The sequence below is a fragment of the Actinospineispora eucalypti genome (assembly GCF_039543365.1).
GTDB classification, from domain to species: Bacteria; Actinomycetota; Actinomycetes; order Mycobacteriales; family Pseudonocardiaceae; genus Pseudonocardia; species Pseudonocardia eucalypti.
In genome coordinates this window covers 116567-129050 of record NZ_BAABJP010000004.1, presented here as the reverse complement: position 1 = coordinate 129050, position 12484 = coordinate 116567, and the positions used below count along the sequence as shown (strand labels likewise).

Genomic DNA, 12484 nt, shown 5'->3' with positions numbered 1-12484 from the left:
GCGCAGTCGCCTTTTGATCATGGATCGAGACGACTGGGCTGCCCTTCGGCGCTCTGGCCGCTCGGAGTGGGAGACCACACCGCCCGCCAGCCTCGTTACGGAACGTGATCGGTGTTGGTTGGGTTCGGTTCGTCGGCACCGAGCGAAAAGGCGCCGGGCGGGACCGGAGCCGCGCCGGCCCGACCGTGGGCGGACCTCGTCCCGGAAACGGCAACAATCCTCGCCGGTTTCGCCGGGACGAACGCACTCTGAGGAGGTCAGCAAGGTCCGGAGAAGGAGGAAGTCATGACCACTCAGAATCGGGTGCACCACGTGCGCGCGGGCCAACTGGACGGGTTCACCGCGATCAGTGGCGAGCGGGTGGGATCGTCCGCCCTGTGGATGGGCATGGTGAGCAACCCGCCCGGCAGCTCCACGCCGAACCACCACCACGGCCCGACCGAGGCCGCGGTCTTCGTGGTCAGCGGCCACCCGGTGTTCTACTTCCACGACGGCACGGGCGAGGTGCGCGTCGACGCCGGCCCCGGTGACTTCCTTTACGTGCCCCCGTTCGTCCCGCACCGGGAGGAGAACCCCGACCCCGACGAGCCGGCGGTTGTGGTGATCGCGCGGAGCTCCCAGGAGCCGGTCATGGTCCACCTCCCGGAGCTCTACCACCTCGAGTCGTCGCGGACGCCCGACGAGGTTGGCCGCTAGACCGCGGCGCGTTGACCTTGATCGCTGTCGGTGGTGGTTGAGCAGCGAAAATCGCGGTTGTACCGCCACCGTCGGCGATCATGTCCAAGTGGGCCGCCCGCGGGGCGACTTGACCTGTTCACTCGATCAGGGTATGAAGCAAGGACCACGGAGCAGAATGACTGTTTCACTAGACGGTACGATCTGAGGCTGGTCCGCTGGCAACGACGCAGAAGGACGGAAGCGCCCATGAGTCAGTCCGACACCTCTGCGCGCACGGTCGGCCCGGCCGTGGTCATCGGCTCGGCGCTGGAGTGGTACGACTTCTACCTGTTCGCCTCGATGGCCGCGCTGGTCTTCGGCAAGGTCTTCTTCCCCGGGCAGAGCTCGGTGGCCGGGACACTCGCCTCGATCGCCACGTTCACCGTCGGTTTCGTGGTCCGCCCGCTGAGCGGGATCTTCTTCGGCTACGTCGGCGACAAGATCGGCCGCAAGCGCGTCCTGTCCCTCACGTTCCTGCTCATGGGCGTCTCGTCCGGGCTGATCGGGCTCATCCCGTCGTACGGCTCGATCGGCGTTTTCGCGCCGATCCTGCTGGTCGTGCTCCGGCTGGGCCAGGGGCTGGGTGCCGGGGCCGAGTTCGGCAGCGCCGTGGCGGTGTCCTACGAGCACGCGGGCGCCCGCACCCGGGGCCGGTTCGGGTCCCTGCCCGCGCTGGGCGTCAACATCGGGCTGTTCGCCGCATCGCTCACCGTCGCCGTGCTCACCAGCCTGGACCGCGAGTTCCTGGAGACCTGGGGCTGGCGCATCCCGTTCGTGGCGAGCTTCGCGCTGGTGGGAGTGGGGTACTGGGTGCGCACCCGGATGCCGGAGACACCCGAGTTCGCCCGGGTGGCCGATGACGACGACCGGCGCACCCACGCCACCCCGCTGCGCGACCTGCTGCGACACCACTGGCGCGGGGTGGGCGCCGTGGGGTTGGTGACCATCGGCTACCTGAGCGCCAGCTACCTGTTCAAGACGTTCAGCCTGTCCTACCTGACCGAGTTCCGGGGGGTGCCGGCGAACGTCGGGGCATTCGGCGTCACGCTGGCCAGCGCCGTCGCCATCGCCGCGGTCCCGGTCGCCGGCTGGCTCTGCGACCGGTACGACGCGGCGCGGGTGCTGCTGGTCGGCGCGGCCGGGATCGCGCTCATTGCGTTCCCGTTCTTCTGGGCGCTGGACACCGGCGCACCGCTGGCCATCTGGGCCGTGCTGATCGCCAGCACCGGCATCATCATCCCCGCCATGCTCGCCGCATCCGGGGCGTACTTCGCCCGCCAGTTCCCGACCAGCGTGCGGGCATCCGGCCTCGGCACCGGAAAGGAGACCGGGGGCATCGCCGGCGGCCTGGCGCCGCTGCTCGGCTTCGCGCTCATCACCGTCACACCCGGACACGCCTACTGGCCGGTGTCACTCATGTTCCTCGTCTCGGCGTTCGCGGTCGTCGCCGGTGCGCGCTGGGACCAGCGGAAACGGCTCGAGCATGGCGGCGCCGTCCCGGTCGAGCCTCATGGGGCCGGCCTGCGGTAGCCGCGGTTCGCGTTGCGCCGGCGATAGCGTGCGGCGACTATCCAGGCGACTCCCGCGGCGGCGAGCAGTCCGCAGACCAGGCCGATGGCCCCGGTGGTCACCGGGCTCGGCGAAGTTTCGGCGGGAACCGGGTGAGCCGGCTCGACCACGGCCGCGTGCTCGCCGGTGAGGTTCAGGATGTCCTTGCGCCCCTGCAGCGCGGCGGCCCGTTGCCGCTGCGCGGCACGGAGCTGATCCTCGATGTACTTCCTGGGCGACCGCTCGTAGACCACCGCCAGGTACCGGTCGGCGATGTCTCCGGCCAGCTTGACGCCGGACGTCTGGTCCCCGCTCAGGACGTCCACCTGGATCACCGAACTGTCCGGCAGCAGTTCCACCCGGACCTGCCCGGCGAGGCGGTCCGGCTGGACGCCGTTCGACTCGGCCACCGGGCCGAGCACGGCCCGGCTCTGCATCAGGGCCGTCTCGGTGGCGAAGGCGCGCGGGTACGTGCCGTCGGGAGCCCTGCGGGCGTTGTCCTCGTCGGACAGCCGGTACTCGATCAGCGTGCGCGCCATGTAGGTCTTCGGCAGGAGAACGGACGCCGCCGCCCCGCCCGCGGCGGCCAAGGCAATGATCACGATCGACAGTTTCCAGAGATGCCGCTGCTGATCGCGGGTGAGAAGCGGAGGATGGAAGCGGGCCGATCTGTCCAAGGTTGTTCCCTCCTTCCGTACCGCGACACCATGAATACTGCCCGGGAGAACCAAGTCGATCAAAGAAATACCCGGCACGGCCGACTGAGCGGCCGTGCCGGGCTGGCAGTGCGTTCGGGCGGGTCAGTGCACGGAAGCCGGCTCCACGCCCGCGCCGGTGAGCGACCGGACCTCCATCTCCGCGTACTTCTCCTGGTCGGCGCGGTCCTTGCTGAGAACCGTGCCGAGGTAGCCGAGGAGGAAGGACAGCGGGATCGACACCAGTCCGGGGTTGTCCAGCGGGAACCAGCTGAAGTCCACCCCCTGCAGCATCGACGGGCTCCGCCCGGTCGCCGGGTCGACCGGCTTGCCCGACACCACGGGGGAGAAGACGATCAGCAGAACGGTGCTGCCCACCCCGCCGTAGATGCTCCACAGCGCCCCGGAGGTGTTGAACCGCCCCCAGAACAGCGAGTAGAGAATGGTGGGCAGGTTCGCCGACGCGGCCACCGCGAACGCCAGCGCGACCAGGAACGCGATGTTCTGCCCGTTGGCCAGGATGCCGCCGAGGATCGCCACGACCCCGATCACCACCGCGGTGATCCGGGCGACCTTGACCTCCTCGTCCTTGCCGTCCACCTGCCCACGCTTGATCACGTTGGCGTAGATGTCGTGGGCGAAGGAGGCCGACGCGGTGATGGTGAGCCCGGCGACCACCGCGAGGATGGTGGCGAACGCCACCGCCGCGATCACCCCGAGCAACAGCGTGCCGCCCAGTTCGTAGGCGAGCAGCGGTGCCGCCGAGTTCGCGCCCCCGGGGGCGTTCTTGATCTCGGCCGGGCCGACCATGGCGCCGGCGCCGTAGCCGAGCACCAGGGTGAACAGGTAGAACAGGCCGATCAGCCAGATCGCCCAGACCACCGAGCGGCGGGCCTCCTGCGCGGTGGGCACCGTGTAGAAGCGCATCAGCACGTGCGGCAGGCCGGCCGTGCCGAGCACCAGCGCCAGGGCCAGGGAGATGAAGTCGATCTGGGTCAGCGCGGTCTTGCCGTACTGCTTGCCCGGGTTGAGCAGCGCCTCGCCCGCCGCGCCGCCGTGGCGCACCGCGTCGGCGAGCAGCGCGGAGAAGTTGAACCCGTAGGCGGCGAGCACCCACAGCGTCATGACTCCGGCGCCCGCGATGAGCAGTACCGCCTTGATGATCTGCACCCAGGTGGTGCCGCGCATGCCGCCGATGAGCACGTAGGCGATCATCACCGCGCCCACGATGGCGATCACCACCGCCTGCCCGGCCTTGCTGGTCACGTTGAGCAGCAGCGCGACCAGGCCACCGGCGCCGGCCATCTGGGCGAGCAGGTAGAAGAACGACACGGTCAGCGTGGAGGTGGCCGCCGCCGCCCGCACCGGGCGCTGCCGCATCCGGAAGGCCAGCACGTCGCCCATGGTGTAGCGGCCGGTGTTGCGCAGCAGCTCGGCCACCAGGAGCAGGGCGACCAGCCAGGCCACCAGGAACCCGACCGAGTAGAGGAACCCGTCGTAGCCGTTGAGGGCGATGGCGCCCGCGATGCCCAGGAACGAGGCCGCCGAGAGGTAGTCGCCGGAGATGGCGATGCCGTTCTGCTGGCCGGAGAACGCCCCGCCGGCGGTGTAGAAGTCGGCGGCCCTGCGGGTGGCCCGCCGGCTGACCCGCACGACGATGGCCAGGGTGATCACCACGAACACCCCGAAGATGACGATGTTGAGCAGCGGGCTGCTGCCTTCCACGCCCTGCGCCGCGAGCAGCCTCATGCCCGTGCCTCCTCGAGCTCGTCGCGCAGCTGGCCGGCCAGCGGGTCGAGCTTCCGGTTCGCGTAGCGGACGTACCAGGTGGTGATGGCGAAGGTGGACACGAACTGGAGCAGGCCGAACACCAGGGCCAGGTTCACGTTGCCGACGATCTTGGTCGACATGAGCGCCGGCGCGTAGCTGCACATGACGACGTACAGCAGGTACCAACCCAGGAACAGCGCACAGACCGGGAACACGACGCTGCGCAGCCGGTGCCGCAGCCGCTGGAACTCGGGGCTGGCCTGTACAGCCGCCCAGTCGCGCGTCTGTGTCGGTGGTTCACTCGACACGGGTGCCTCCTTGCACTGTGCGAATCCTCAGGGGTGCACAGCTAAAGCTCCTCTTAAGGAAGTTGAAAGGTGGCGTACGACGCGTCGTTAGAGGGGGCGACGAACGGCTGACGAGCGGTCGTAATATCCGACGAACGGTCAGGGAGAGTTCCGCGTCTCGTCCAGGTGCAGCCGCAGCATCGCCGCGTTTGCCCAGGCCGGCGGCCGCCCGCGCAGCGACACCAGCACCATCGTCAGGAAGGCCAGCGGTACCGACCACAGCGCCGGTTGGCCCAGCAGCGCGGCCACGATCCCCGGTGGTGGGGCTCCTAGCAGGCCCGTCCCGATCGCCCCGGCGGAGGCCGCCAGCCCGACCAGCATGCCAGCCACCGCGGCCGGTGCGGTCAGGCGCGACCACCAGATCCCGAGCACCAGCAGCGGGCAGAAGGTGGATGCGGCGACGGTGAACGCCGAGGTCACCATCGCGCCGACGTCCAGGTGCGCGGCCTGCAGCGCCAGCGCGACCACACACAGGGCGGCGCCCAGGGTGGTCAGCCGCAGCCGACGCACCGTGGCCCCGGGGAGCAGGTCGTGCGACACCGCGCCGGACAGCGCGAGCAGCAGGCCGAGGGAGGTGGCGAGGAACGCGGCGAACGCGCCGGCCGAGAGCATCGCGGTGAGCAGCCCACCCGCCCAGCCGGAGTCCACCCGGGCCGGCAGCGCGACGACCACCGTGTCGGTCCCGCCGGACAGGTAGAGCTCGGGCAACAGCACCGCGCCCAGCGCCCCGTACACGCCGGGGAACAGGTAGAACACGCTCAGCAGGGCCACCGTGATCGCCGCCGTGCGCCGGGCCCCGCGCCCGTCGGAGCTGGTGTGGAACCGCACGATGATGTGGGGCAGCCCCATGGCGCCCAGCACCGTGGCCACCAGCAGCGACAACGTGGCGAGCACCGGGCCGCCGGGGCCGCCGGCGTCGAGCAGCGGGCGTGACCAGTCCGCCCCGCCGGGCGGCAGTGCCCCGTCCACCCTCGGCACGGCGGCACCCTCGGCGAACGTCCAGGTGCTGCCGGCCTCGGCGTGGTAGCGGCCGGGAGCCAGCTCCTCCGGGGGCCGGCCGGCGACGGAGACCGTGGTCGGGGCGCCGATCGTCAGGTCCACGCCGAGCCGGAACTCCACCGGTGTCGGGCGCTCGAACCGGGTGAACTCCACCGGGGCCAGCGCCTCCCGGCGGGCGTCCCCGCCGACCTGGAGGACCAGCCAGACCGCCGGCACGATGAACAGCAGCAGCTTCAGGCCGAACTGGAAGGCCTGCACGTAGGTCGCGGCGCGCATCCCGCCCAGCGCCAGGGTGACGCTGACCGCCACCCCGGCCACGACCACCCCCACCCAGTACGGGGTCCCGCTCACCACGGTGAGCACCAGTCCGGCCGCCTTGAACTGGGGCACCAGGTACAGCGTGGCGATCACCAGTACCACGGCGCCGGACAGCCGCCGCAGCCCAGAGGAGCCGAACCGGGCCTCGGCGAAGTCGGGCACGGTGAGCGCCCCGGTCCGCCGCATCGGCGCCGCGACCAGTGACAGCATCGCGATGTAGCCGGCGGCGAAGCCGACCCCGTACCAGAGCGCGCCGATCCCGTCCTTCAACACCAGGCCGGCCACGCCGAGGAAGGAGGCGACCGAGATGTACTCGCCGGACACCGCCGCCGCGTTCAGCGCGGGGGAGATCCGCCGCGAGGCGACCAGGAAGTCGGACGTGCTGCGGATCGCCGCGACCCCTCGGGCGCCGATCAGCAGCGCCATCACGAGGACCAGCACGATCGCCGAGATGATCACGGCGAGTCCCGCCGCCGCTCGACGTCCTCGGCCCGGCGCAGCTGCCACCACGCGAGCAGCACCAGCAGCGGGTAGGGCAGTACCCCCAACGCCAGCCAGGACACCGGGACCCCGGCGAACCGCACGCGATCCAGCTCGGGGAACCCGGCCAGCAGCGCCGGCAGCCCGATCATCAGCGTGGCGAGCAGCCCCACCGCGACGAGCGCGCGGCGCAGCTGGGCCCGGTGCACCCGCCGGGCCCGTTCCAGGTCGGACGGGGCGAGGTGGGGCAGGTGTCGCCGGACACCGGGGTGGTGCCGGGCCATCGCCAGCCGGGTCTGGGGACTGGTGACCGCCACCCGGCGCAGCCGGCTCACCCGCGTTCCCCTCGGTTCGGCGCGTCGAACTCGCCCCGGGTGGCGGCCTCCAGCAGGTGTTGGCGCAGCTCCCGGGCGTGGCGGCGGCTCACCGGGACGTCCCCGAGGTCGGTGTGCGCCAGCAGCCCGCCGCCGATGTCGCTGCGCAGCTCGCGCACGGCGGTGATGGCCAGCAGGTAGCTGCGGTGTACCCGGAGGAAGCCGGCCGAGTGCCAGTGCCGCTCCAGCCGGGAGATCGGGATGCGCACCAGGTGCGCCGCCGACGGCGTGTGCAGCCGCACGTAGTCGCCGTTGGCCTCGGCGAACCGGACGTCGTCGCGCCGCACGAACAGGGTGCGGCCGCCCAGGTCGACCGGCACGGCGGCCAGTTCGTCCACCCCGCCGGGCTCCGGCGGGGGACCGGCGCCCGAGGCAAGGAACCGCCGTACCCGGTCCAACGCGGCGCGCAACCGCTCCCGCCCGACCGGTTTGAGCAGGTAGTCGACGGCGCCCAGGCCGTAGGCCGACGCCGCGTGCTCCTCGAAGGCGGTGACGAAAACGATCACTGGCGGGTCGGTCATCCGGGCGAGCAGCGAGCCCAGCTCCATCCCGTCCATCGCCGGCATGGAGATGTCCAGGAACACCGCGTCGAACGGGTTGGCCTGGAGCAGCCGCAGCGCGGTGATCGCGTCTCCGGCGGTGGTGACGTGCGCGACCTCGGGCGCGGCGAGCAGCAGCCGGCGCAGCTCGTCGAGGGCCGGGGCGACGTCGTCCACGGCCAGCACCCGCAGCCCGCCGGTCACTGGGCGGCCACCCCGGGCTGGAAGCGCGGCACGCGGAGCACCACCCGGGTGCCGGCCCCGACGGCGGTCTCGACCACCAGCCCGTAGCTCGGGCCGAACACGGTGCGCAGCCGCCGGTCCACGTTCACCAGCCCCAGGCTGTCCGGCTCCCCGCGCCCGGCCAGCACGTCGGCGGCGTAGTCGGGGTCCATGCCCGGCCCGTCGTCCTCCACGCTGATCACGCACTCGGCGCCGTCGGCCTCGCCGCTCACCTGCACCAGGCCGCTTCCGTCGGTCAGCTCCACGCCATGGCGCACCGCGTTCTCCACCAGCGGCTGCAGGGCCAGATAGGGCAGCGCGACCGGGAGCACCTCCGGTGCGATCCGCACCTGCACCCGCAGCCGCTCGCCCAGCACCGCGCGGGCCAGCGCGAGGTACGCCTCGATCGCCTGGAACTCCCCGGCGACCGTGGTGTACTCGCCGTGCCGGGCCAGGCTGTGCCGGGTGTACGCGGCGAACTCGAGCATCAGGTCCCGGGCCCGTTCCGGATCGGAGGCCACGAACGAGGCGATCGCGGTGAGGCTGTTGTACACGAAGTGCGGCGAGATCTCGGCCCGCAACGCCCGCAGCTCGGCCTGCTCGGCGGCCTCGGCGGACGCCTCCAGCCGCGCCCGTTCCAGCGCCTCACCCACCAGCGCCGCCGACTCCTTGGCCGCCGAGGTGCTCACCCCGCCCTCCACCGCGAGCGCGCCGACCAGCTCGTCGCGGGCGTGCAGCGGCAGTACCAGGAGCGCACCCGAGGACGCGCGGCTGTCCGTCCGGAGCACCCGGCGCACCAGGTCGGCGGCCTCGGCCGGGCTCGACGCCTGGCCCGACCAGACGGGTTCACCGGCCAGGCCGCTGATACCGACGGCATCCGCGCCGAGCAACCGCCGCAGCCGCCGGACCGCGGCGACCGCGCCCGGCCCGTCCACCCCGCCGCGCAGCGCGGCCGCGATCCGCCGGGCCTCGGCCACGGCGGCCATCGGGTCGCCTTCCCGCGCGGCGGGCCGCCACCAGCCACGCCGTCGGTGCGACCAGCCGGTCTCGGGAGCTGCAGCCACCCTCGCCTCCCTGCGACAGCACGGCGCGCGGCCGATCAGCAGAGGATAAACCCTTCGCCCCTCGAATCCCGGGGCTCAGGCCGACCCGTCCCGAAGGAGCGGTACCGGCGAGCGTGGAAGCCGCGGTCTTCGGCGGTTATCTTGCCGCTAATCGACTGATAAATGCCTGTTTGAAGACGTGAAACCTGGTTATTTCTATCAATTTAAGGGGTTACGTCAGCTGGCCGAGCCGCTTAGGTTGGAGGGTGTCCCGGCGGCTCGCCGCCGCTCCGGCCGAAGGGAAGGCGTGATGGCGGTCGTGTCGCGTTCGGATGTCGAGGTCGTGGTTGTGGGGGAGGGCGCGGTCGCGGCAGCGGTGGCCTGGCATCTCGCCCGGGAGGGCCGTGGGGTGCTGATCCTGCCCCAGCCCGGGACCGGCCCCGGGGAGTCGGCGGCGCCGGTGGCGGTGCGGCCGGAGGATCTGGCCTCGTCGGCGCCGGTGGTGGCGTCGGCGCGGTGGTGGCGGCGGGTCGAGGCGGAGACCGGCGCGGCGCTGCTCAGCCTGACCGACGGCGTTGACCACGGTGCGCCGCTGCGCACCGCGGCGCTCGCCCGCCGGCTGACCGAGGCGAACGTCCCGCACGTCTGGCTGCGACCGGACGAGGCGGAGCGCCGGTGGGCGGGAATGGCCTTCGGGGGACCGGTGCTGCACCAGCCGGGGACCGCCGGCCGGCTCCGGCCGGCACAGGCGGCACGAGCGCTGCGCGCCGCCGCGGTGGGGTGGGGTGCGGTGGTCGAGCCAGCGGTTCGGGTGCGCTCCGTCGCGGTGGACGGCGACGACCGGGTGCGGCTGCGGACCAGTGCCGGCCCGATCCGGGCCCGCCGACTGGTGGTGGCGGCGGGTGCCGCGTCGGTGGGTCTGCTGCCGCACCTGCCGGTCCCGTCGCCGAGGGTGATCTCCTCCCGCGTCGCCGGTTTCACTCCGCTCGGCATCAACCCGTGTATCCCGCTGGAGAACAACTGGCCGATCTTCGCCGACCACCGGCGGGCCGCCGCCGTTGCGGGTGTTCCCGACCCGTGTGGGCAGGTGGTCGTGGCGCTCGAGGATGCCGGCGAGCAACCGGTTGCCCGGCGGCGCCTGCTCGACTACGTCGCCGAGTGGCTCCCGGGACTGGATGCCACGGCGCCGACCGAACTGGAGCGCGCACGGGTGGAGACCGCCGACGGACGGCCGGTGCTCGCCTCGTTCGGCCCGGTCGCCTTCGGGTACGGGTTCTCCGACCGCGCGATCCCGGCGGCGCCGGCGATCGGCCGGGAGCTGGCCGACCTCGCCCTCGGCGCACGTCAACCGGCCTAGGGTGCTTCGGGGCGCCGAAAGTGTCGGTGCTCGAACATATAATCGAATGCATGGACGGCGGCGGGCTTGGTGAGCGGCTGGCGGAGACTCCCGTCGGCCCAGCGCTGGGCGCGCTGTTGGCCTCGGTCGATGTGACGGTGGTGCCGAACGGTTCGGTCGTCGATGTGTTGCAGGCGTCGGCGCGGCAGCGGGCGTATACCGACGGGGTGTATCTCGGGGCGGTGGCCTCGACGCTGGAGCGTGATCCGTGCGCGGGGCCGGATTCGGTGGCGTGTCTGGCTGAGCCGGATCGTTTTGCGGCGGATGAGGTGCGGGCGGCGTTGGTGATGACGCGGCGCCAGGGGTGGAGTGAGTCCGAGTTCGCCTACCTGCTGTGTCGGGGTTTGCCGGTGGTGCATGCGGAGATGCTGGTCGGTCGGGTCGATCGGGATCGGGCGTTGGTGTTCGTCCAGCACCTGGCTGGCCTGCCGGCTGAGTTGGTCGCCACGGTGTTGGACGCGGTGTTGGTGGCGGCGCCGGGGTTGACCACGGGGCAGCTGCGTGCCCGGATCCTGAAGTTGATCATCACCGCGGATCCGGATCATGCCCAGGATGCTTATGAGCGGGCGTTGGCGGAGCGGGCGGTGGTGGGTTATCTGAACCCGGACGGCACGGCGGTGATCAGCGCGTCGGGTTTGCCGCCGGATGAGGCGGCCGCGGCGACCGATCGGATCGCCGGGTTGGCCCGGGCGGCGAAACGGGCTGGGCATCCGGGTCGGGTCGACCAGCTGCGCGCGGACATCTACCTGCGCCTGCTGGATGGCCGTTTCCATCACCTGACCCGGGCGGAAATGATCGCCGCTCTGCTGGCCGAGGCCGCGCGGACCCAAACCCCAACCGCTGAGGCCACCCCGAGCGATGCCGCGGCGGCCCAAGCCGCGTCGACCGAAGTCTCACCGACCGAAGTCTCCCGGGACGAAGTCTCACCGGGCGAAGCGTCGCCGGCCGAAGCCTCGCCCGACGAAGCATCAACGGTCGCAGTCCGAAGGGGCGAAGCTGTGGCGGCGGAAAGCTCAGCGTTCCCCGAGTCGGACACAGCCGAGTCGGGCACAGCCGAGCCGGACAGTGCCGAGCCGGACAGTGCCGAGCCGGACAGTGCCGAGCCGGACAGTGCCGAGCCGGACAGTGCCGAGCCGGTCAGTGCCGAGCCGGTCAGTGCCGGATCAGACCACGCTGAACCAGTCCAGGGCAGCCCGCACAACCACCAGCCGGCTCCCATGCCTGGACCGGCGGGCAGCGAGCGCGAACCGCTTGGGCGAGTGACCGGTATCGAGGTCCGGGCTCGACTCGACAGCCTCGCCGGGGTCAACCAGCTACCCGGTGAACTACCCGGCTGGGGACCCATCCTCGCCCACACCGCCCGGCGGGCAGCGGCCCGCCAACACCACGGGCAGTGGCGGTGGGCGGTCACCGACCAGGAGGGCTACCTGCTCGCCGAGGGCATCACCCGGCGAAGACCCGCCACCGGCCCGCCTCCGTACGAGGCCGGGGGCGGGATCGTCGAGCTGGCCATCCCGGCCACCGTCCTGGCCCGACTGGCCACAGACCCTCCACCAACGTGGGCCGGGGTGATCAGCGACATCGCCACCCAATACCAACACACCCACACCACGCCCGACGCGGATTCAGAGGGCCAGGCGGGGCGGCGGTTGCCCGGCCACGCACTACGCCGGTACGTGCAGATCCGCGACCGCACCTGCACCGCCCCGGGCTGCCGGCGCCCCGCCACCCAGTCCGAACAGGACCACACCCACGACCACCAACACGGCGGCCCCACCACCCACACCAACCTCGGACCCGGCTGCAAACACGACCACCGGCTCAAACACGAAGGAGGCTGGACCGTCACCCAACCCCAACCCGGGAGGTTCATCTGGACCAGCCCACTCGGCCGCCGCTACCACACCAGAGGAGAACCCATCACCGACCCAGAACCCGACCCACCACCGTTCTAGGCACGTGATCCGAAGTGTGGATCCGCCGGCTCCGGTAAACTTGACTACTTTGATGGACTTTTCGCGAAGCCGCGTGTTAGC

Annotated in this window: 11 protein-coding genes; 4 read left to right on the top strand and 7 right to left on the bottom strand. The window is 71.7% G+C overall.

What is annotated here, in order from left to right:
• Positions 1-285: 285 nt before the first annotated feature.
• Both ABEB12_RS05625 and ABEB12_RS05620 read left to right on the top strand, forming a co-directional pair.
• Positions 286-696 (top strand): cupin domain-containing protein, encoded by a 411-nt coding sequence (locus tag ABEB12_RS05625; protein ID WP_185062704.1) that lies wholly within the window; start codon positions 286-288, stop codon positions 694-696.
• A gap of 228 nt (positions 697-924) precedes the next feature.
• Complete coding sequence (locus ABEB12_RS05620) at positions 925-2247, top strand: MFS transporter (protein WP_185062703.1); 1323 nt, start codon at positions 925-927, stop codon at positions 2245-2247.
• Here ABEB12_RS05620 and ABEB12_RS05615 read toward each other — a convergent pair.
• From ABEB12_RS05615 to ABEB12_RS05585, 7 genes are all read right to left on the bottom strand, one after another.
• Entirely contained in the window at positions 2226-2867 is a 642-nt protein-coding gene (locus ABEB12_RS05615) for a YveK family protein (protein ID WP_185062702.1), read from the bottom strand. The genes ABEB12_RS05620 and ABEB12_RS05615 overlap by 22 nt on opposite strands.
• A gap of 198 nt (positions 2868-3065) precedes the next feature.
• Positions 3066-4709, bottom strand: coding sequence for a sodium:solute symporter family transporter (locus ABEB12_RS05610; protein ID WP_185062701.1), 1644 nt, complete (start codon positions 4707-4709; stop codon positions 3066-3068).
• Positions 4706-5038 carry a DUF485 domain-containing protein gene (locus ABEB12_RS05605; protein ID WP_185062700.1) on the bottom strand — a complete coding sequence of 111 codons (333 nt, stop codon included), beginning with the start codon at positions 5036-5038 and terminating at the stop codon, positions 4706-4708. The genes ABEB12_RS05610 and ABEB12_RS05605 overlap by 4 nt, the downstream gene beginning before the upstream one ends.
• A 138-nt stretch (positions 5039-5176) precedes the next feature.
• Positions 5177-6820, bottom strand: coding sequence for a sodium/solute symporter (locus ABEB12_RS05600; RefSeq protein ID WP_425572219.1), 1644 nt, complete (start codon positions 6818-6820; stop codon positions 5177-5179).
• A 29-nt stretch (positions 6821-6849) separates the two neighbouring features.
• A complete protein-coding gene (locus ABEB12_RS05595) occupies positions 6850-7209 on the bottom strand; it encodes a hypothetical protein (RefSeq protein WP_185062699.1) in 360 nt (119 codons plus the stop codon).
• Positions 7206-7991 carry a response regulator gene (locus tag ABEB12_RS05590; protein WP_185062698.1) on the bottom strand — a complete coding sequence of 262 codons (786 nt, stop codon included), beginning with the start codon at positions 7989-7991 and terminating at the stop codon, positions 7206-7208. The genes ABEB12_RS05595 and ABEB12_RS05590 overlap by 4 nt, the downstream gene beginning before the upstream one ends.
• Entirely contained in the window at positions 7988-8995 is a 1008-nt protein-coding gene (locus ABEB12_RS05585) for a histidine kinase (protein ID WP_185063112.1), read from the bottom strand. Before ABEB12_RS05585 ends, ABEB12_RS05590 begins: the two co-directional genes overlap by 4 nt.
• Positions 8996-9362: 367 nt before the next feature.
• Between ABEB12_RS05585 and ABEB12_RS05580 the strand changes: the two genes are divergently transcribed.
• Both ABEB12_RS05580 and ABEB12_RS05575 read left to right on the top strand, forming a co-directional pair.
• Entirely contained in the window at positions 9363-10409 is a 1047-nt protein-coding gene (locus tag ABEB12_RS05580) for an FAD-dependent oxidoreductase (protein WP_185062697.1), read from the top strand.
• Between the two features lie 50 nt (positions 10410-10459).
• On the top strand, positions 10460-12403 hold the full coding sequence (locus tag ABEB12_RS05575) for an HNH endonuclease signature motif containing protein (RefSeq protein ID WP_185062696.1): 1944 nt from the start codon (positions 10460-10462) through the stop codon (positions 12401-12403).
• Positions 12404-12484: the final 81 nt, after the last annotated feature.

Bases quoted from the DNA above. Each gene is read 5' to 3' on its own strand.
- ABEB12_RS05625 (WP_185062704.1), top strand. From the start codon at position 286: ATGACCACTCAGAATCGGGTGCACCACGTGCGCGCGGGCCAACTGGAC.
- ABEB12_RS05620 (WP_185062703.1), top strand. From the start codon at position 925: ATGAGTCAGTCCGACACCTCTGCGCGCACGGTCGGCCCGGCCGTGGTC.
- ABEB12_RS05610 (WP_185062701.1), bottom strand. From the start codon at position 4,709: ATGAGGCTGCTCGCGGCGCAGGGCGTGGAAGGCAGCAGCCCGCTGCTC.
- ABEB12_RS05600 (WP_425572219.1), bottom strand. From the start codon at position 6,820: ATGGCGCTGCTGATCGGCGCCCGAGGGGTCGCGGCGATCCGCAGCACG.
- ABEB12_RS05585 (WP_185063112.1), bottom strand. From the start codon at position 8,995: ATGGCCGCCGTGGCCGAGGCCCGGCGGATCGCGGCCGCGCTGCGCGGC.
- ABEB12_RS05580 (WP_185062697.1), top strand. From the start codon at position 9,363: ATGGCGGTCGTGTCGCGTTCGGATGTCGAGGTCGTGGTTGTGGGGGAG.
- ABEB12_RS05575 (WP_185062696.1), top strand. From the start codon at position 10,460: ATGGACGGCGGCGGGCTTGGTGAGCGGCTGGCGGAGACTCCCGTCGGC.